This window comes from Chloroflexota bacterium (assembly GCA_016197225.1).
Lineage (GTDB): Bacteria > Chloroflexota > Anaerolineae > Anaerolineales > VGOW01 > VGOW01.
The window spans coordinates 1-18,888 of sequence record JACPWC010000039.1 but is presented as its reverse complement, the minus strand read 5'-3'; the positions used below and the strand labels follow the sequence as shown (position 1 = coordinate 18,888).

Sequence of the window (18,888 nt, the reverse complement as noted above, 5' to 3'; positions counted from 1 at the left end):
TAAATTTCCGCGAGGATACCGCAGCTAGGAGAGACTCACTGCCAGCGGATCAGCTTGCCGAGGCCGAGCCGATCAGCTTGCCGAGGCGGGGGCGATCAGCTTGCCGAGGCCGACCCGATCAGTATAGCCCGAGGGGTGACAAACCCCGAGGTCGGCATCCACAAATTGTAATTGTATAGTGGCAGTAACGACCTCAGAGAAGCTGAACGCCAGTTTATCGGCCACCTGGTTTTCAGGAAAAAATGGAGTCGGTGTGGCTTCTGAGCCTGGAGGCAGTTCTTCAGTTGGAAGCAAGGTTGTCCTTACCTGCTTCAAAACAAATTCCACTTCTCCGGGTTTGAAGAAGACGCTCTGGCCGTTATCCTGCGCCATAAAGTTTATGCCCTCATCTGCTTGCCCGACGTTAGGAATAAAATCAGTAGACAATTGGCTCATTATTTCTGCAATGGAATATGGCTCAGGAGCGGGTGTTGTTGCTATAGGTATAGCAGTTGCCACAGGCAGAGCGTCTTCAGGCCCAGGCGTTGCTTCAATCACGGGAGTCTCTGGCGTCTCTATATCATCTAGTGGAGTTTCAACGAAGGGCGTTATGGTTGACTCTGAGGACAGAGCTATACCGCTTGCAGAAGCCAGCAACAGAAACAAGGTCACAACAAAAAGCGCATAAAATCGGGAACTGAGGGAAGCGTGTGACGAGTGATTCATGTTTACCTCCACGCAGCAGTGAGTTAAGTTGGTGGCGAATCAAAAGGCTTCAATGCCAAAATTGCTGTTGTTTGTTGCGGTCTGCTAGCTCTTCCTATTTTATCTCAAATACAGCCCGGCCAGTTCCTTCAGCCGATTTTGAATCTGCCCGGTGAGTTGGCCGGGCAGGAAGCGCCAGCCCCAGTTGCCCGACGGCCGGCCCGGCAGGTTCATGCGAGCCTCGGTTCCCAGATTCAACACGTCCTGCAAGGGCGCTACGGCCATGTCGGCCACCGACAAGAAGGCCAGCCGGATGAAATCCCAGGCGATGTCCTGGCCGTCGCGGCCCAGGTAACGGCGGGCCAGGTCGCGCTCACCCTCGGTAGAAGAAGTTTCGTACCAGCCGCGAGTGGTGTCGTTGTCGTGTGTGCCGCTGTAGACCACACAGTTGCGCGGATAGTTGTGCGGCAGGAAGAGGTCGGTTGCGTCGGCTGAGAAGGCGAACTGCAAGACCTTCATGCCCGGCAAATCGAACTGGTCGCGCAGGGCCGTCATCTCCGGCGTCACCACGCCCAGGTCTTCGGCAATGATGGGAAGGTCGCCCAAAGCATTCTTGAGGGTGACGAAGAAATCAGCGCCGGGGCCTTTCACCCAGCGCCCCACTTCAGCCGTCGGCATCCCCGCCGGAATCTCCCAATAGGCCTCAAAGCCCCGGAAGTGATCGAGCCGCACAATGTCCACAAAGGTCAGCGTTGCCCGGAAGCGTTCGATCCACCAGGCATAATTGGTTTGCTTCGACACGTCCCAACGATATAGCGGGTTGCCCCACAACTGGCCGGTGGCGCTGAAATAGTCCGGCGGCACGCCGGCCACCACCGTGCTCTTGCCCGCCTCGTCGAGATAAAACAGTTCGGGGTGCGCCCACACGTCGGCGCTGTCGTAGGCCACAAAGATCGGAATGTCGCCGATGATTTTGATCCCGGCCCGGTTGGCATAAGCCTTGACGGCCAGCCATTGACGGAAGAAGAGGAATTGGCGCAAGCGTTGCGACTCGACAGCCTCGGCCAGCGACTCACGGGCCGCCGCCAGCGCGCGCGGCTGGCGTGATACTAAGTCTGGCGTCCATGTGCTCCAAACCGCGCCGTTCTGCGATTCCTTCAGCGCCATGAACAGGGCGAAATCGTCGAGCCAACTCGCCTGCGCCCGGCAGAAGGCCTCAAACTCTGGAAGAAGTTGCCGACCCGCCCCAGCCCTGAAGTTTTGATAAGCTGTCTCGAGCAGTTTGAGCTTGAACTCGATCACCGGGCCGAAGTCTACAGCCTGAGCCGGAAACTTCGGCGTCGCTTTGAGATCACTTTCGCTCAGCAGGCCGTCTTCGACAAGCTTCTCCGGACTCATGAGATAGGGATTGCCGGCGAAAGCCGAGAAGCACTGGTAGGGCGAATCGCCGTAGCCGGTTGGGCCGAGCGGCAAAATTTGCCACAGCTTTTGCCCGGCCCCGGCCAGAAAATCAACCCAGCGATAAGCCTCAGCCCCCAGATCGCCAATGCCAAAACGGCCAGGGAACGAGGTGGGATGTAAGAGAATGCCTGAAGCGCGAGGGAAAGACATACGATTTGGAATTTGGAATTTGAGATTTTGATTACGTCCGCTGGATCACTTTGCCTTTGCCGACCACTTTGCGAGTGAAGTAAGACGCGCCAACATCGGTGCCGATGACGGCCCCCCGCCCGATCTTGACTCCGTTGGGAATCTGGGCGCTCTTGCCGATGGTGGTAATGCCAAGATCGGTTGCTTTGGGATCGATCTGCCCGATGCGGCAGTTGTGGCCGATGGACACCCTCTTGTCAATGATGGCCCGCTCAACTCTGGCCCCGGCTTCAATGTACGAATCGGTGAAAATGATGGAGTCGCGCACTACGGCTTTCGGGCCAATGTATACGCCCGGCGAGAGCACACTGCGCTCCACCCGCGCCCCGGCGGCGATGATCGAGCCGTCGGTGATCAAACTGTCGCGGACGAGCGCGCCTTTCTGGATCAGCACCGGCGGGCGCTCCTCGGATCGGGTGTGGATGATCCACGAACGGTCATTCAAATCCAGCTTCGGCGGGAACTGAAGCAAGTCCATGTGGGCCTGCCAGTAGGACTCAATCGTCCCCACGTCCACCCAGTAGCCGCTGTAGGGATAGGCAAAAAGCCGCAAGCCGTCTTTGAGCATGCGCGGAATGATGTCCTTGCCAAAGTCGTGCGACGACTCTTTGCGCTTGGAATCTTCAAGCAAATACTTGTCCAGCACTCGCAAGTTGAAGACGTAAATACCCATCGAGGCCAGCGTCCCCGGCGGCTCTTTGGGTTTTTCCGCAAAGGCGTTGACCCGATAATCATCGTCGGCGGCCAGAACGCCAAAGCGGGAAGCCTCTTCCAGGGAAACACGCAGGGTGGCAATGGTCAGATCGGCCTGCTTGCTGTTATGAAACGCCAGCAAGGGATCGTAGTCCATCTGATAAATATGGTCGCCCGACAGGATCAGCACGTTGTCGGGGTTGCCGTTTTTGACGAACAGGAAGTTTTGTTGCACGGCGTCGGCGGTGCCGCTGTACCAGTCGGCGTCCCAGCGAGCCTTGTAGGGTTGAAAAAAGCGGATGCCGCCGGTGAAGGCGCGGTCGAGGTCCCAGGGGTGGCCGGCCCCGATGTGTTCCACCAGCGAGTGCGGGCGGTATTGGGTCATCATCATAACGTCGAACAGCCCGGAGTTGACGCAATTACTCAGCGCAAAATCAATGATGCGGTACTTGCCGGCAAACGGCACGGAAGGCTTACTGCGTTTTTGCGTCAGCACGCCCAGCCGCGAGCCTTCGCCGCCGGCCAGAATAATGGCCCGAGTTTTCATAGTCAATTGAAACGCGGCGCATCAAACGGCAATCTCTGTCGTTTGACGTTTGACGTTTCAACCTGCCCCTCTTAAAGTATGCCGGCTTCCTTAGAAATTCAGAAATTGTAAGATGAATTGCCAATTCGCCCTACAGAAATCGGCCAAAACTCGATTTATCAAATTCTACTGAGTGGATAAGATCATCCCTGTTCGCGGCGAAAGCCGGAGGTTGGTGACAAAATGATTCTCGACCACGAACTTCTTGCCGCTCAACAAATCGCGCGCCCAGGCGCCGCTGGGCCAGCCGGAGTGCGTGGCCGGGATATTGCGAATCACCGTTCCATCCGAGTTGTTGAAGACGACGATCAGCGCATCGCGTTCATGTTGATCGTGCTTGCGCAGAAAAGCGTACAGCCCGTCGCGGTCGTGGTGATAAAGCGGGCGGTGCTCGCCGCGCCGCAGGGCCGGGTGGGCTTTGCGAATGGCAACCAGTGACTTCACGAAGCCGTGCAGGTCGGCGTTCCAGGACGCCTCATCCCAGGTGAAGGCCCGGCGGCAGTCCGGGTCCTTGCCGCCGGTCAGCCCGATCTCGTCGCCGTAATAAATGGAGGGCGCGCCCACGTAAGTTAACTGAAAAAGCAGAGCCAGCTTCATCCGGGCCAGGTCGCCGCCGCACATCATCAGCGTGCGCTCGGTGTCGTGTGAGCCAAGCGGGTTGAACTGGGCATAAATGTGTTCGCGGGGATAAACCGTAAGCAAATGCTCTACCGTGTTGCTAAACTGCGAAACGCTAAGGCTGTTCCGGCCAAAGAAATCAATGGCCGCCGTGCGGAACGGGTAATTCATCAAGCCGTCGAAACTGCGTTCCCCGACCCAGCGCGGGTTCACGTCCCAGATTTCGCCCAGGGTGTAAGCGTGCGGGTTGATGGACTTTACCACCGACCGGAACTCGGCCCAGAAGTCGTCGTCGTCAATCTCGTTCGGCACGTCCATCCGCCAGCCGTCGGCTCCCTGCTCGATCCAGTAGCGGGCCGCGTCGAGCAGATACTTCCGCACCTGAGGCTCGCCGATGTTGAACTTGGGCAGGCTCTTGTTCTGCCACCAGCACTCGTAGTTGGGCGGCGGCTCGTCGCCAAAGGCATTGAGCGGAAAGCCTTTGATGTGAAACCACTTCAAATAAGGCGAAGCGGCCTCGTTTTCCAAAACATCATGAAAGGCAAAGAAGCCCCGCCCGCAGTGATTGAACACCCCGTCAAGTATCACCCGGATGCCCAGCCCGTGCGCCAGCTTGAGCAGGCGCTTGAAGGTGCTCAGGTCGCCCAACTTGGGATCAATTTTAAAGTAGTCGTAAGTGTCGTAGCGGTGATTCGAAGCCGCCTGAAAGACGGGGTTAAAGTAAATAGCGTTGACGCCCAGGTCGTGCAGGTAATCGAGCTTCTGGATCACGCCTTCCAGGTCGCCGCCCTGAAAGCCGCGCAGTTGAGGCGGCGTCCCCCACGGTTGAATGTTGAAAGGATCGTTCGCCGGGTCGCCGTTGGCAAACCGGTCCGGAAAAATCTGGTAGAAGATTGCGTCCTGTACCCAGTCAGGAACTGACATCCGGCGTCTCTACATTTGCCACAAAGCCACCAGGGCACAAAGACACCAAGAACAGCTTAGTGTCTTCGCGTCTTCGTGACTTCGTGTTAGATTATTTTCTGCCCAACTTCAATTCAAACTTCTGCTCGGAGCGCGGCGAGAGTGTGAAGTCGTACGTCAGGCCAATCGTCAGCGCGCAAAAGTCTTCGCGCCGCTCCAGGCTTTGCCAGGCCCGCGACGAGTTGAGGACGATGGACGCGCCGGTGCGAGTGTTGGTCACGCCGGGCGCTTCGCCGTCCAGGAAAGCCAGCGCGCCGCGCCCGCCGCGAATCACTTCGGCATAATCCGGGCAAAGCTCGTTCGTCACGCGCAGGCGCACGCTTCGCTCGCGCGTGTCGTGGTTGCGCACGGTGTAAGCCGCCGCCACTTTGCCGTGAGCAAAACGCAGTGACTTCTCAATCGTCAACTCATCCGACAGATAACGAATAAAGGCGACACCGTTCTTCTCCAGCCGCGAGTCCAGCCACTCGTGAGGCGGCTCTTCCTGATTGCCCGAATCGACGATGATGTGATCCGAGAAGCCGCGAGTCTGGCCGAAAAGCGGCATGAAGGACTCGCCCTCTGGCTTCGGGGCAACCGCCACTTGCATGGGCAACGGTTCGCCCTCCCAGACCCAATCCGGCAAGAAGCGGCCCAGCCGCGTGGGCGGCGTCTCTTCAATCTGCTCCGCTGAGTCTTGCGGCGCAAACGAGTCGGGCAACCACGGCTTACGTCGCGGCTCCACCACCGGGTAATGCCCATCGCCCTCGTAAGCCGCTTGAATCACTGGCAGTTGATTGCCCACAAATTGCTGGCCGGTCGTCAGGTCGAACCAGTACAACAGCCGCCCACCGTAAGCCGAAGTGATCATCAACTGTTTGCCGTCGCAGACCAGCACCTCGTCGGAGCCGTCGCCGTTGCAATCGTCAATCAATACATTCTCAGAAGGCGCTTCGGCCAGCTTGGCGGCCAGCGCCACCGCCACCGCCGTGCGCGCGTTCTCCCAGCCGCGATCGTTCAGCCCGCCCACGCCAATGCAACCGAACTCGTATTGATGGGCGCAGAAGGCGTATAACGCCGCCCGGCGCAGGGCTTGCGAGGCCGGGGTGACCTCGTTCAACGCCAGAAGTTTGGCCCGGATGATCGAGTATGTTTGGCGGAAGTGGGCCAGCTTGGGCGAGCGGCGGTTGAAGTCGAGCCAGTCGGTATAGCCGTCTTCGTGGTAAGGCGCGCCTTTTTTGGCCAGTGAGGCATTCATCCAGGCCGCGCTGCCGTCCGGGATCGGCGTGAGGTCGGCTTTGGGTCGCGGCGCTTCGGAGAGTTTGATCAGCTTCACCTCAGGCTCGGCTTCGAGGGCGGTCAACAAGCGATCCAGGTGCGCCCAGGTTTGATTCGGAGTCAGACCGGCCTCCCAGCCCCACAAGCCCATCGCTTCGGCGTCTTCGGCGTAAGCGGCGCACATCGTCGCCGACTCGGGTTTAGCCGCCAGCCCGCGCAAATAACGAATAACCTGATCGTTCCTTCCGAACCAGGCGCCGAGGTTGAATTTGTGTTTGAGCCTTTCATCATCGGTGACGACCGTCAACGCTTTGGACTCGGCGTGGGTAGTGAAGACGAACGAGTCGGTTGCCCCGGCCTCACGAAGGATGTGATCCTCAACCAACGTGCAACGATAGCCGCCGTCGGCGATGACAGGCACGAGCGATTGCCGCCAGCATCGCTCCGCATTCCAGAACGCCGTCGGTTCGACGCCAAACGTGTCTTTGAGCGTCGCCCGGTGAAGCGCGATCTGCTGGGCGTTGTCCCAATCGTCGCTGGCGTAGGGGATGTTTTGGGCATAGGTAGAACCAAGCAACTCAAACTGGCCGGCGGCCAAACCGTCGCGAATCAGATCGAGCGGCGACGAGTCCAGCCATTTGAGAGCGTCAATCAATGTCCCCGAAATATGAATGTTGAACTTGAGAGTCGGGTGCGAGCGCAGGACGTTGAGCAGGCCGCGATAGCAGGCGCGGCTGGCGAGGGCGGCATATTCATTGAAATGTTGGTTGAAGTGAAAGAGAAGCGCGACCGACAGAGGCATGGCGGCATTATACGCGAGAAACGATTGATTTCAAGCGCGGCTATAATTCGAGAACGGCCTGTTGTTACCAGGCCGTAATATCGGATTACCAAATTGTCACTGCATCTGGCAAAGGCCGTAATCTTGAGGAAGTAGTTTTATAGCGATGTGAACGAACAGAACTCCTAAAGAAACTTTTCGATCAGGGAGAAACAATGTCTCAGGCCAACAACTCTTCTTCAAAGGATCGCCGCCAATCTGCTCTCCTGCGCCTCATCATCTGGCTTGGCCGAATCGCTCGCGGCGGGATCGAACTCTTAGCTTTTGGCGTATTCTTGATCGCAATCATGTTGGGAATCTGGATCGCAATCGCCGCGCTCCCCGGCAGTCCGGTGCCATCTGTCTCTGAAGTCAAGCAAGCCGCAGTTAGCGCTCAGTTGCTTTGGCGCGTACACGACGAACTTCTCAGCAAAACACCTCGCGGGCGGCACTACATTGATATGTTTTACACCCACGTCGGCGAGATCAACGCTTTGCTAGACGCAGACTCACAATTGTTAGCGGAAGCCGAAGCCGCTATCGTGCTTTGGCAACCTAACATGCAAGCATTAGTGGACGGGCGCGGCAGTGAGGCGGTGATCACTGCCGAACAGGTGCAAGCGTTGGAGACGTTTCTCGGTCATATGTATACGCCTGCCGGCTCGGAATTGCGAGCGGCTATTGATCGCGAACGGGAGGCCTTATCGCCGCTGGCGCAGTTTGTCGGCCTGACAATGGTTGAAGCATGGGCAAGGCTCAACCCACCGGACTCTCTCACTCCCATGCCGTTGCCAACCCTTATCCCTGTCGCCGACCCGCCAGCGGAGACTTTGACATTGCCCTTCAATACTCTGTCTGTCATGACGACGAGAGGTTACGGCGACTCGGTAGTCATCGAAGTGTCTGGCGTCGGGCAAACGGCGGGAACAGATTACAACGACGCCTTCTATCTTTTTACTAATCTCGGCAATGGCTATATCAGATCAGACTATCTTGCTTCATTTCGTATCAACGGCTTGGAAATGGCCCCGCCGCCGACATATCGCGATGATCACCTCTATCGTTTCACATTCTCTTTGGGAGCAACACCCTATCTCATCACTTTCAGCAACTCTGACGGAGTCCTGGGAGATAATAGCGGGCAATACGCCATTCGCTTGTGGCCCGCCACGCCAGGCACGCCAACACCAGACTCGAATGCTACCCCCGGCTTTGACGGCAGGTAAGTAAAGCATGAGCGAATATGATCTAACCCGCTGGCGCTTGCTTCACACCAACCCGACCGACGGGCCGATGAATATGGCGATTGACGAATCGATTCTGCTCGGCGTGGCCGAGGGCACGTCGCCCCCTACCCTGCGCTTCTTCGCCTGGACGCCACCGTGCCTCTCGCTCGGCTACGCTCAACCTTTGGCCGACGTTGATCACGAACGACTCGTGGCGCGCGGCTACGACCTGGTGCGCCGCCCGACCGGCGGCAAAGCCATCTTGCACACCGACGAGTTGACCTACTCGGTCATCACCCCGCAGACCGACCCGCGTGTGGCGGGCGGCATCGTGGAAAGCTACCGGCGGTTGAGCGCAGGACTGGTGCGTGGGTTGGAATTGATGGACTTGATCGCCCGAAACGATGCAGTCTATTCCACCACAGAGACCACAGAGAGCACGGAGAAAAACTCTGTGGACTCCGTGCTCTCTGTGGTGAAGAAAGTCGAGAACCCGGTTTGTTTTGAGACGCCGTCGAACTACGAGATCACCATCATTGGCAAGAAGTTGATCGGGAGCGCCCAGGCCCGCAAGCAGGGCGTGGTGTTACAACACGGCACCCTGCCCCTCACCGGCGACATCACTCGCATTTGCGATGCGCTGGCCTTTGCAAACGAAGCCGAACGCGAGAGAGCCAAAGAGCGGGTGCGCGCCCGCGCCATTACGCTTGAACTGGCCTTAGGCGTGGTTGTCTCGTGGGAACAGGCGGCTAACGCAATGAAGCACGGCTTCCGCGAGGCGTTGAAGTTGGAGTTTGAGAGCGGGATGTTGAGCGCGGGGGAGATGGAGAGGGCGAGGGAGTTGAGGGAGAGGAAGTATCGGGGTGTTCAGTAGTGGTTGATGGTTGGGCCGTTAAGTTGGGCAATGTAAGGGATTGTTGGACGCTCTAATCCGCCCGTCAACCTTCTTCTAACGATTGCCTGGCCACTGCCGGGAAGCTTCCACCGCAGGAACAAAGGTGAAGTGTGAACCAGGGTCGTTAGCGGATTAGAGCGACACCCCTTCTTTCACCTCAAGCACGCCGGTTTGCCAGGCCGTGTGATTCTCGACGGCGATGGCGTAGGCAAACACTTTTTCGACGGGTTGGTTGATGGTGATGCTGGAAGATACGGTTGCCATGGGGTCTCCTTGTGGGAGCAAATATACCCCGACCAACGTATCTCTAGACAATTCGATTCCACGACCCCGCACCATTAGCAATTGGAAAACTTCGGAAACGTTTTGCAAAGTGCGCGAGCACAACTTCTTCTAATGCCTTAGCGGAGAATCCTTGCCATGTTCTGATAAGCGCGAAGCGACAGCCAAACACTGCTGCGTATTCATATCTTGGGTAGTATAGGGGCAACTTTCTATCCGACTTGGCTTCCAGCGAATATTTGCGATGTGTCAACAGCCGCTTTTGGAGATTAGATGCTTGGCCAACATAGAATACTGGTGAACTGCCGTTTGGATACAGAAATTTGGTTCCTGAAGCAGCCAGCAAAACATACGCGCCAGGCTGTGTTGGAACTTGCGCCATATCGGCTGTCCACAAGTTGTATGTTGGGCTTAGATCAAAGTCATTGAGGAAATATAACACTTTCACGAGAGACTTGCTCCATTCATGTTGGCGTTTCGGCCTACAGGCGATGTTTGTTGTAAAGGTTTCAATAGCGCCGCCGGGTCAGAGGCGTCCCGCCCGGCCAGCACCGATTGGCATTAGACCGCTCGACGCGGTCTAACGCCAAAATATTCGCCAGCCGTTCCTTATTTACCTCTTCGCCCTCTTCGCCTTTGCTTTAGCCTTTGCCTTCGGCTTTACCTTCGCTTTAGCTTTCGGCTTTGCCGCCGGCTTCGCTTCCTTCTTCACAAAAATGCTCAACGGCAAATAGGCCGAGACGATCCAGTTCGGCGCGTCCACGATCTCGCTGATCTTCAAGTCCACCGCCGCGCCGCACAGGCAGTAGGCCTGCTCGCGGGTCATGTTGTGCTCCGACGACAGGTGATCAATCATGTAGCGGATCGCCTGCTGGGCGTCCTTGAACAGGTCGGGGCCGTGGGCGGTGGCGACGAAGTAGCCGCCTTCGTCCGTCACCGTGAGCTTCTTGCCCGGCGGGGTGATGAAGCGCAGTTCGGGGATGTTCGCGCCCTTCATCAGGTGGAAGCGCAGAGTCACCGTCATCGGCGTCTCGATTCCGGTTCCGTTCACTTCGCCGTCGCCCTGGGCCGAGTGGCAGTCGGCGCACGAGAACAGCGCGCCCGGAGTCAGCACCGGGAACAGCACCCGCGAGCCGGGCGTGAGGTGACGGATGTCAATGTTGCCGCCGTTCTCGCGCGGCGGGATGGTGTTCACCCGCCCCGCTTCCCTCGGCCCCACGCCCATCACCCCGCAAAACGGTTCGTAGGGAATGATGATGTCGTCGCGGAAGATACAGCGATTGCCCGTGAGTTTGTAATGGTGCAAATATGGATTGGGGAAATCGTCGGGCAAGAGGCCAAAGCCGGGGATGACCGAATTCCATCCCCACCCTTTGTGTTTGATGCTGATCACTTCCACCCCAAGACCGTCGCCCGGTTCCGCGCCTTCCACGTACACCGGCCCGGTGAGGGGGTGGATCACGCCGAAGTCGAGATGGGCGACCGCCTCGTGCGAGGATTGCGGCGTGACCTGCTTCGCCGAGGCTTCGAGCGTCTCGAACACCACCGTGTCGCCCGGCTTGATGCGGACGCGCGGCGGATACGAGTTGTCCCAGAACGCATGAGGCTGGGTGTCGTCGAGATGATGTTTGGCCATGAGAGTTCTCCTTTTAGAGGATGAGAATTGGAGATTAGAGATTGGAGAATTCTCTAATTCTCCAATCTCTAACTTTGCCGGCTATGCCGGATACGCGGGTCAACCAGGCCCTGAACCACATCAATGAGAATGCCGCTTGCCACCACCATCACCGCTGTGAAGATCACCGTCCCCAGAATCAACGGCACGTCCACCGTCTCAATCGCTTCAACCGCCATCCGCCCTACCCCCGGCCAGTTGAAGACGCGCTCGACTAGCACGACCCCGCCGATGAACCACGGGATGTCCATGCCAGCCATGGTGATGATGGGGTTGAGGGCATTCGGCAAGACGTGGCGGACGACGACGCCGAACAGCGAGCGGCCCTTAGCTCGCGCGGTGCGGACGTAATCGGTCGAGAGGATGTCGAGCGTGCTGGAGCGCATCATGCGGGCGTACCAGGCCGCTCCGCCCAGCCCGGCGGTGAGGGCGGGAAGCACGATGCTGGTGGCTTCGTCGGCCCCGCCAAGCGGCAGAATGGGCAGGCGGAAGCCGAACCAGTAGAGCAGAAGCAAGCCCAACCAGAACGGCGGCGCGGAGATGCCGACCAGGGCGATGAACATCCCGGCCCGATCCGCCCACTTCCCCCGAGCCACCGCCGAGGCGATCCCCACCGGCAGGCCGATCAGCAACTCGACGAAGATTCCGGCGAGGGTGAGGGCCAGGGTGTAAGGCATGCGGCTGAGGATCAATTCGGTGACGGCGATCTGCTTGCGATACGAGAAGCCGAGGTCGCCGCGAACAGCATGAGTGATATAGGTCCAGTATTGCACTACCAGCGATTGATCGAGTCCCAGTTCGTGACGGATGCGCGCAACCGTCTCGACAGTCGCACTCGGCCCGGCATACATGCGCGCCGGGTCAGCAGGCAGAAGGTAGATCAGCACAAAGGTGATGATCGAAACTCCGAGCAGGACGGGCAGAGTCTGAACGATGCGGCGGGCGAGAAAAGTCCACATAAACAAAAGGTGGCTCTACCAGATTGAGTGTGAAAACCCTTAACGCAAAGACGCAAGGGCGCAAAGCCGCTAAGAAATAAACGGGTTTTTCTTTGCGCCCTGGCAACTTTGCGGCTTTGCGTTAAAAAATCCCGTTAAACCCAGAAGAGCCCAAAATCTCAAATTCCAAAACCAGGCACAGCCCGCGAAGGGCGCGCGAAATCCCAAGTTAGGCGCGGCCTCGTTGAGTCGGGTCGAGGGCGTCGCGCAAGCCGTCGCCCAGCAGGTTGAAGGCGAAGACGGTGATCATGATGGCCAGGCCGGGGAAGATCACCATCCACGGCGCGGTGCGGTAGTACGACTGGCCTTGCTGGATCATCCCGCCCCAACTCGGAGTCGGCGGCTGAACCCCGATGCCAAGATAGCTCAGGCTGGCTTCGAGCATGACGTTGGTGGCAATGCCCAGCGTCCCCCAGACGATGATGGTGGGCACGAGTTGCGGCAGGATGTGGCGAAAGAGGGTGGCCCGGCGGCTGGAGCCGAGGGCGCGCGAGGCGGTGACAAAGTCGCGGTCGCGCAGGGCCAGCACTTGCCCGTAGACCACGCGTGCGATCCACGTCCAGTACACCAGCCCGATCACGACGATGATGATCCACAGGCTCGGTTTGAGGATCGCCACCAGGGCCATCGCCAACAACAGAGTCGGGAATGCCATCATGATGTCGGTGAAGCGCATGAGCAGGATTTCTATCCAGCCGCCGAAGTATCCGGCGACCGAGCCGATCCCCAGGCCGAGGGCGACGGCTAGGGTGTTCGCCAACACGCCAACCAGCAAGCTGACTTGCGCGCCATAAAGGATTCGGCTGAGCAAGTCGCGCCCGTTCGAGTCGGTGCCGAACAAGTAGCGGGTACTCCCCTCCGTGAGCAAAGTGCTGGGCATGGGCTGGCCGCCCGGCGTCAGCCCGTCGCGAAATTGTTCGGTGGGATCGTGCGGGGCGAGGAGCGGCGCGAGGAGTCCGACGAGGGCGATCAATATCACCAACACTGCGCCCAACATCGCCGCCCGGTCGCGTCGCAAGCGCCGCCAGATAACGGCGAAGTAGCCGGCCTCACTCGCTGCCGGGGCCAGCCCTTCTTGCGCCAATGTCACAATTTCTGGAGATTTGACTTGATCCGACTCAGATTGGGTAACAGCCATTGCTCATCTCTCCCCCTCTCCTGAAATGCGCTTTCCATTTCAGGAGAGGGGGCCGGGGGGTGAGGGTCTATTTAGACAACCACATCGTTTCGTAACTGAACAAATGCTCCGGGTGAGTCAGCGTCGGCTGACCGTGGAGTTTATCCGAGTGAGCGACGGTGTATTGGCCGTTGATCACCGGAACCCAGACCGCGTCGTCCATCAGCGTCTTGAACAAATCCTTGTAAGCCGCCATGCGTCCCTCGCGGTCAGTCATGCTCAGCAATTCCTTACTCCTGGCGTGAACTGTCTCGTTGCAATAGCGCGACCAGTTCCAGCCGCCGGCCACGTTCGAGTCGCAACCCAGGATCGGGCTGTAGAAATCGTCGGGGTCGGGGTAGTCCTGAGTCCAGGCCAGGCCGCCCGACCACACCAGCGGCGTCTTGCCGTTGCCGGCGTCGTCAATCACGTTCGGCGCGGCCAGGGTGTTGATGGTGAGCTTGATGCCGACTTTATCGAGGTCTTGCTGGAACGACTCGCACAGCTTGGGTTGCGGGTCCACCGAGATGCACTCAATGCTCGTCTCAAAGCCGTCTGCGAAACCGGCCTCGGTTAACAAGGCCTTGGCCTTGTCGGGGTTGTAGTCGTAGCCGGTGTACGAGGCATCATAGCCCGGCATGAGCGGTGGCAAAACCTGATTGGCAACCGTAGCGCGGCCATTGAGCAATTGGACGATACGCTGTTTGTCAATGGCGTAATTGAGGGCCTGCCGCACTTTCACGTTATCGAACGGGGCAACCGTCGTGTTGATGGCGATATAGGTGGTGTTGACCGTCGCCTCAACTTCGATCCGATCCGTCCAGGCCGGATCGGCAGAGATTCGGGTCCAGTCCGCGCCGGGCGGCGGGTCGCCCATCAACTGGATTTCGCCCTTCTCCAACCGAAGGAGGGCCACGTCGGGTTCAACGCCGACTTCGATAGTCACTTTATCGAGGAAGGGCCGCCCTTCAAAAAAGTAATTCGGGTTGCGGTCAAAGGTAAGGAACTGGCCGGCTTTCCATTCCTTCAACACAAACGGCCCGGTGCCCACCGGCGCATGGCCGAAATTCTCTCCGGCCTTTTCCACTTCTTCTTTCGGCACGATGAAAGCGAAGTTGAGGGCCATCTTGTTGAGGAAAGTCACGTCCGGCGCGGTAAGGGTGAACTGGACGGTAGACGGGTCAACCGCCTGGATGCCCTCGACAGAAGTTGCACTGCCGTCAATAAACTCCTGCGCGCCCTTGATGCCCACGAAGAAACCCGCGCCGGGGCTGCCCGTCTTCGGGTCGAGGACTCGAGTCATCGTATAAACGATGTCGTCGGCATTAAGTTCGCGGCCATTGCTAAACTTGACGCCCTGGCGGAGTTTGAAGGTGTAGGTCAGGCCGTCGGCGCTCACCTCGGGCAGGGCTTCGGCGATGCGCGGCTGGATGGTCGTGCCGCTGTCGTAGTCGAGCAGGCCGTCGAACACCAGCTTGATGGCCGGCCAGTTCGTCCAGTCGTAACCGATGGCCGGGTCGAGCGTTGCGAGATCATCTTTGTAGACAATGATGATCTCGCCGCCCTTTTCAGGGCCGCCGCCCGTTGCCGGTTGGGTGGCGGCGGGCGCGGCGCTAGGTGTTGGGCCGCCGCCGCAGGCCGCCAGGGCGGTGGTGATCACGATGAATAGACTGAGAACAGCTTTCTTGCTCATCGGTGTTTTCTCCTCCTGGGTCACCCCCCGCTGTCACCCCATCGCCGGTTTGAAATGCTACCCAAAACAATACGTCTTGTGGCGGCGATGGGAGGATGTAAGAGGGGTAAACTTGAACGTTGGATTAAGTGAGATGACAACGTGTTTGCTCCCGGCGGCCTCCTTTCGTTTGTGGCGCGGCGAAGTTCGCCGCGCGTTGTTTCAGTTGGCGGTGAAGATGTTCTCTATTTCTTCTTCCGTTTTGCCACTGCTCTACCCAAATTCTCCTTTACCCTGAACCTCACAATTTTGCTTATCAGGGCGAAAGGAATTGGTTTGTCTAATGGAAATCTCACCGAACTCTTTCCGGCTCTATAAACAGATAGCTCATTTCTGAATTTCTCATTTCCTGCTGGCGCAGGATAAAACCCGATATGCTTTTTGTAAGCCGCAAAACTAAGTAAAATATTGCCTTTCAGGGTGAAGGTCGGAATTTGATACTTGATTGTCTCTTCCGCGTCCGGCGCCACTTTTCTAACCGTTATTCTTATCTTTTCCAGAATCTCTTGAATATCATCTGGGAAGCCCGCGATATATTCATCCATAGTCCTGGGTGCTGTTTGATCAGTTCTCATCGTTCTCCTTTGGCAAACTATTCCTGCAAAGCCCAGCCGCTATCATACGATAGACTTCTCGTAATAGACACTCAGCGGATCGTCTTTGTATTCTCCGAATGGTGGCCGACGCTGAAAACCAAAACGTTCGTATAGTCCAATGGCTTCCGTCTGATAAATCCCCGTTTCCAGGCGTAATACACTCACCTGCCGTCCCCGAGCGTACTCAGCCAAGCGGTTGAGCATTGCCTTGCCCAATCCGAATCCGCGATAAGCAGGGCGCACATACATCCGCTTGACTTCGCCATACTCGGCGCCAAACAGTTTCAGGCCGCCGCACCCGGCTGGTTCTCCCTCATACCGTGTTACAAAGAATGCGACTCCTTCACGCACAAGCTTAGCGACGCTGAAAGCGTGGCGACTTTCTTGCGGATACAATTGCCGACTAAGATGCGTGTCAAGTTCAGTGATGAGTTGCACAGCATCCCAAGAATCAGGGCGCTCTTCCAAGATGGTGATTAGCATTTGAGCATCTCGACACCCTTTCCTCAACGTCTCTCCTTGCAGAGAGGAAGTATACCTCAGTGAGTGATGATGATTTGTAGCCTGTTTTGGCAAAACCAGGTCACAGGTCTCTACTTTCGATGCGCTCTCAACACCGCAATCTTGGTCGAATGGTTGAACGGGGCCGGGTCAACCAGAGGCGGCCTCACCTGCGTTTCCGGGTAGCCGGTGAGGTCGGGCGGGACGGGAATCAGCGTTTCAATCGAGAGATAGCCGTCAGCGCACAAGCCTTCCAGCGTCTGCATGTAATCTGCGCCGCTCACAAACAGGGCGTTGTTGATGGCGACCAGCCAGCCGCCGTTGGCGACGAGCGGGCGCACTTTGTTGATGAGACGCTGGCTCTGGTTCACCAAATCCACTTTACCAGTGTTGCTCTCAGCAAAAAATGGCGGGTCGAGGAAGACGCAATCAAAGGTCTCGCGCGCGCGCTTGAGGCGGCTCACCTGTTCCCAAAAGTCGCCGGCAATAAAATCGGGCTTGTGAATGGGAAAGCCGTTGAGGGTGTGTGAGGTTTTGGCCACGTTGAGGAAGGCGCGGCTGCGATCCAGATGGACGACGCGCCGCGCTCCCCCGGCAGTGGCGGCCACCCCTAAACTTCCGGTGTAGGCGAAGGTGTTCAACGCCGTTTTGTCGGCCAGATGATCGAACGTCCAGCGCCGCAAGTTTCGCGTGTCGAGATAAAAGCTGGCGTCACGATTGAGGCGCAGATCAACGGCATACCAGACTCCGCCCTTCGGGTCGCGGATTTTTCGATCCGGGGTTTCGCCGCCGATAATGACCCCGCGACGTTCGTCCGGCGTATGGCCGTTGCGCGTTTTGAGGACGACGGTTTGAACCCAGGGCAGGTGAACTTGCAAGTAGCTCTGCGCCGCCAGCATTGTTTCTTGCGCGGCTTCCGGCAGGTCGGCGTAGTTGTGCAGGACGAGCGTGCGAGCGTACAGGTCAACGACGAGATCGGGGCAACCTTCGGTAAAGCCATTGAAGAGGCGAAAGGCGGCTTCGCGTCGTGCCTCAAATAGATCGGCGCGGGCGGCGAGGGCGGCGGCGAGAAGAGAATCGAGAGAGTGGGTCAAGAGCCTTTGCGCCATTCGGACTCGGCGGGGAAGAGCGCCACGAACTCGTCGCCGTGGCCGCGTTTGGCAAAGGCGGCCAGCGCCACTTCTTTCCACTTCAAGAAGTGCGCCGTCTCCAGGTGCGCCTGCCGCGCGTCCATGTCACGGTACACCTCAAACAAGCTGAAGTGCGTCGGGTCGGCCTGATCCTGGAAAACGTCGAAGCGAAGGATGCCCGGCTCTTTGATGGTTTCGCGGGCATTTTCCAGGGTGGCCGCTTTATAGACTTCGACTTGGTCGGGTTTGATGTAGTGGTGGACCTGGAAGATATACATGATTCGCCTCCTTCAGCCATCTGCAAATCCATCGTCCCAATTGTGATGTTACGGACAATTAGTGTTGAGTCGCAAAATCGGTTGTTGACTCGGCGGTTTTTAGTGCTAAACTTTTTCTAGATTTTCTTACGCCAGCTCAATACCACACTTCTACGCCGAACAACTGAATCACAATCCACGATCGCGCGACATTCTGCGGATAACGACACGGTTGCTTTGATCCCAGCACTATTGTTCTGACCCCTCAACAAACGTCGGCATAAGTCTACTGCCGATTGCAAGCAAATTCAAAGCCTTAGGAGGGCAATGCCATGAACATTGGGATTCTCGATCTCCTCACCGTCAGGGCCAACACTCCGCTGGACTATGCAGATTGTTTTCTGATTAGAAAACAATATGCCAGCCTGACACCTCAGGCCATTTCGGTCTGGTGTCGGCAGATGGGTCATCGCGTTCATTATACGACCTACTACGGTTTCGGTGACCCGAAAGCCAGGCTCCCCAACGATCTGGACGTTGTTTTTATCTCCGCTCACACGCCGCGAGCGCCTCTGGCATACGCCCTCAGTAAGCTCTTTCAGTCGGAGGGGACACGCACAATCATCGGCGGGCCACATGCTAAAGCTTACTCTCAGGATTGCCTGCGATACTTCGACCTGGTGGTCTTGGAGTGCGACAAAGAATTGATCGCCAATATTATCGGCAATCAGTTCAAACCGAAGAGTATCATCTCCAGCCGCCAACCCTACGAGGACACGCCGACTCTTGAGGAGCGTGTGCCGGAAATCAGGGCTTCGGCCTTTTTCATGGGGCGGCCCTATCCGGGCAGTTTTATCCCGATGCTGGCCAGCATGGGTTGCCCCTACAATTGCAATTTCTGCATTGATTGGGACACCCCCTACAGGCCCTTGTCAGCCGAAAGACTGGCGGAAGATTTGCGTTACGCGTCCAAAGTTTTTCCGGGTGTTAAGTTAGGCTTCGACGACCCCAATTTTGGCATTCGCTTTGACTGGACTTTATCCATTTAGTGGACAAGAACGAAAGGGCAGAGTAAGCTGGCTTTCCGACGAAGGAGAAGCCAAATGTTCACTCTGCCCAACGACATTATGCCTGTGATCGGGGCGTTTCGACAAGTGTTCAGTGAACGG

17 protein-coding genes are annotated in these 18,888 nt (G+C 57.6%); 3 read left to right on the top strand and 14 right to left on the bottom strand.

The annotated features are described in order from the left end of the window. Positions 1 to 72: 72 nt before the first annotated feature. From HYZ49_07120 to HYZ49_07100, 5 genes are all read right to left on the bottom strand, one after another. Entirely contained in the window at positions 73 to 705 is a 633-nt protein-coding gene (locus tag HYZ49_07120) for a hypothetical protein (GenBank protein MBI3242046.1), read from the bottom strand. 99 nt (positions 706 to 804) lie between these two features. Further along, on the bottom strand, positions 805 to 2,295 hold the full coding sequence (gene malQ / locus HYZ49_07115; protein MBI3242045.1) for a 4-alpha-glucanotransferase: 1,491 nt from the start codon (positions 2,293 to 2,295) through the stop codon (positions 805 to 807). Between the two features lie 31 nt (positions 2,296 to 2,326). Beyond that, the gene (locus HYZ49_07110; GenBank protein ID MBI3242044.1) at positions 2,327 to 3,574 is read right to left on the bottom strand and encodes a glucose-1-phosphate adenylyltransferase; all 1,248 of its coding nucleotides are present in this window, start codon (positions 3,572 to 3,574) and stop codon (positions 2,327 to 2,329) included. Between the two features lie 165 nt (positions 3,575 to 3,739). Further along, the gene (locus tag HYZ49_07105) at positions 3,740 to 5,155 is read right to left on the bottom strand and encodes a glycoside hydrolase family 13 protein (protein MBI3242043.1); all 1,416 of its coding nucleotides are present in this window, start codon (positions 5,153 to 5,155) and stop codon (positions 3,740 to 3,742) included. A 91-nt stretch (positions 5,156 to 5,246) separates the two neighbouring features. After that, on the bottom strand, positions 5,247 to 7,253 hold the full coding sequence (locus HYZ49_07100; protein ID MBI3242042.1) for a hypothetical protein: 2,007 nt from the start codon (positions 7,251 to 7,253) through the stop codon (positions 5,247 to 5,249). A gap of 194 nt (positions 7,254 to 7,447) precedes the next feature. On the opposite strand from HYZ49_07100, the gene HYZ49_07095 reads away from it, so the two are divergent. Continuing rightward, positions 7,448 to 8,497: a hypothetical protein gene (locus tag HYZ49_07095; protein ID MBI3242041.1), complete on the top strand. Its 1,050-nt coding sequence runs from the start codon at positions 7,448 to 7,450 to the stop codon at positions 8,495 to 8,497. 7 nt (positions 8,498 to 8,504) lie between these two features. After that, positions 8,505 to 9,371 (top strand): lipoate--protein ligase family protein, encoded by an 867-nt coding sequence (locus tag HYZ49_07090; protein ID MBI3242040.1) that lies wholly within the window; start codon positions 8,505 to 8,507, stop codon positions 9,369 to 9,371. A 328-nt stretch (positions 9,372 to 9,699) separates the two neighbouring features. Here HYZ49_07090 and HYZ49_07085 read toward each other — a convergent pair whose 3' ends face one another. From HYZ49_07085 to HYZ49_07045, 9 genes are all read right to left on the bottom strand, one after another. Further along, on the bottom strand, positions 9,700 to 10,122 hold the full coding sequence (locus HYZ49_07085) for a hypothetical protein (GenBank protein ID MBI3242039.1): 423 nt from the start codon (positions 10,120 to 10,122) through the stop codon (positions 9,700 to 9,702). A gap of 165 nt (positions 10,123 to 10,287) precedes the next feature. Then, positions 10,288 to 11,310, bottom strand: a complete 1,023-nt coding sequence (locus HYZ49_07080; GenBank protein MBI3242038.1) for an acetamidase/formamidase family protein — start codon at positions 11,308 to 11,310, stop codon at positions 10,288 to 10,290. A 68-nt stretch (positions 11,311 to 11,378) separates the two neighbouring features. After that, a complete protein-coding gene (locus HYZ49_07075) occupies positions 11,379 to 12,308 on the bottom strand; it encodes an ABC transporter permease (GenBank protein ID MBI3242037.1) in 930 nt (309 codons plus the stop codon). A 208-nt stretch (positions 12,309 to 12,516) separates the two neighbouring features. Further along, on the bottom strand, positions 12,517 to 13,485 hold the full coding sequence (locus HYZ49_07070) for an ABC transporter permease (GenBank protein ID MBI3242036.1): 969 nt from the start codon (positions 13,483 to 13,485) through the stop codon (positions 12,517 to 12,519). A gap of 67 nt (positions 13,486 to 13,552) precedes the next feature. Next, positions 13,553 to 15,196 carry an ABC transporter substrate-binding protein gene (locus HYZ49_07065; GenBank protein ID MBI3242035.1) on the bottom strand — a complete coding sequence of 548 codons (1,644 nt, stop codon included), beginning with the start codon at positions 15,194 to 15,196 and terminating at the stop codon, positions 13,553 to 13,555. Between the two features lie 224 nt (positions 15,197 to 15,420). Further along, positions 15,421 to 15,810, bottom strand: coding sequence for a DUF1801 domain-containing protein (locus HYZ49_07060; GenBank protein MBI3242034.1), 390 nt, complete (start codon positions 15,808 to 15,810; stop codon positions 15,421 to 15,423). Positions 15,811 to 15,852: 42 nt separating this feature from the next. Then, a complete protein-coding gene (locus tag HYZ49_07055) occupies positions 15,853 to 16,314 on the bottom strand; it encodes a GNAT family N-acetyltransferase (GenBank protein ID MBI3242033.1) in 462 nt (153 codons plus the stop codon). Positions 16,315 to 16,424: 110 nt separating this feature from the next. Next, positions 16,425 to 17,441 (bottom strand): class I SAM-dependent methyltransferase, encoded by a 1,017-nt coding sequence (locus HYZ49_07050; GenBank protein ID MBI3242032.1) that lies wholly within the window; start codon positions 17,439 to 17,441, stop codon positions 16,425 to 16,427. Next, the gene (locus HYZ49_07045; protein MBI3242031.1) at positions 17,423 to 17,740 is read right to left on the bottom strand and encodes an antibiotic biosynthesis monooxygenase; all 318 of its coding nucleotides are present in this window, start codon (positions 17,738 to 17,740) and stop codon (positions 17,423 to 17,425) included. The genes HYZ49_07050 and HYZ49_07045 overlap by 19 nt, the downstream gene beginning before the upstream one ends. 311 nt (positions 17,741 to 18,051) lie before the next feature. On the opposite strand from HYZ49_07045, the gene HYZ49_07040 reads away from it, so the two are divergent. Next, positions 18,052 to 18,768: a hypothetical protein gene (locus tag HYZ49_07040; protein ID MBI3242030.1), complete on the top strand. Its 717-nt coding sequence runs from the start codon at positions 18,052 to 18,054 to the stop codon at positions 18,766 to 18,768. The last annotated feature ends 120 nt before the right edge of the window (positions 18,769 to 18,888 follow it).

What these genes read in the sequence shown, in the direction of transcription:
- HYZ49_07120 (MBI3242046.1), bottom strand. Translation starts at nt 705, where the DNA reads ATGAATCACTCGTCACACGCTTCCCTCAGTTCCCGATTTTATGCGCTT.
- malQ (MBI3242045.1), bottom strand. Translation starts at nt 2,295, where the DNA reads ATGTCTTTCCCTCGCGCTTCAGGCATTCTCTTACATCCCACCTCGTTC.
- HYZ49_07110 (MBI3242044.1), bottom strand. Translation starts at nt 3,574, where the DNA reads ATGAAAACTCGGGCCATTATTCTGGCCGGCGGCGAAGGCTCGCGGCTG.
- HYZ49_07105 (MBI3242043.1), bottom strand. Translation starts at nt 5,155, where the DNA reads ATGTCAGTTCCTGACTGGGTACAGGACGCAATCTTCTACCAGATTTTT.
- HYZ49_07100 (MBI3242042.1), bottom strand. Translation starts at nt 7,253, where the DNA reads ATGCCTCTGTCGGTCGCGCTTCTCTTTCACTTCAACCAACATTTCAAT.
- HYZ49_07095 (MBI3242041.1), top strand. Translation starts at nt 7,448, where the DNA reads ATGTCTCAGGCCAACAACTCTTCTTCAAAGGATCGCCGCCAATCTGCT.
- HYZ49_07090 (MBI3242040.1), top strand. Translation starts at nt 8,505, where the DNA reads ATGAGCGAATATGATCTAACCCGCTGGCGCTTGCTTCACACCAACCCG.
- HYZ49_07080 (MBI3242038.1), bottom strand. Translation starts at nt 11,310, where the DNA reads ATGGCCAAACATCATCTCGACGACACCCAGCCTCATGCGTTCTGGGAC.
- HYZ49_07075 (MBI3242037.1), bottom strand. Translation starts at nt 12,308, where the DNA reads ATGTGGACTTTTCTCGCCCGCCGCATCGTTCAGACTCTGCCCGTCCTG.
- HYZ49_07070 (MBI3242036.1), bottom strand. Translation starts at nt 13,485, where the DNA reads ATGGCTGTTACCCAATCTGAGTCGGATCAAGTCAAATCTCCAGAAATT.
- HYZ49_07065 (MBI3242035.1), bottom strand. Translation starts at nt 15,196, where the DNA reads ATGAGCAAGAAAGCTGTTCTCAGTCTATTCATCGTGATCACCACCGCC.
- HYZ49_07060 (MBI3242034.1), bottom strand. Translation starts at nt 15,810, where the DNA reads ATGAGAACTGATCAAACAGCACCCAGGACTATGGATGAATATATCGCG.
- HYZ49_07055 (MBI3242033.1), bottom strand. Translation starts at nt 16,314, where the DNA reads ATGCTAATCACCATCTTGGAAGAGCGCCCTGATTCTTGGGATGCTGTG.
- HYZ49_07050 (MBI3242032.1), bottom strand. Translation starts at nt 17,441, where the DNA reads ATGGCGCAAAGGCTCTTGACCCACTCTCTCGATTCTCTTCTCGCCGCC.
- HYZ49_07045 (MBI3242031.1), bottom strand. Translation starts at nt 17,740, where the DNA reads ATGTATATCTTCCAGGTCCACCACTACATCAAACCCGACCAAGTCGAA.
- HYZ49_07040 (MBI3242030.1), top strand. Translation starts at nt 18,052, where the DNA reads ATGAACATTGGGATTCTCGATCTCCTCACCGTCAGGGCCAACACTCCG.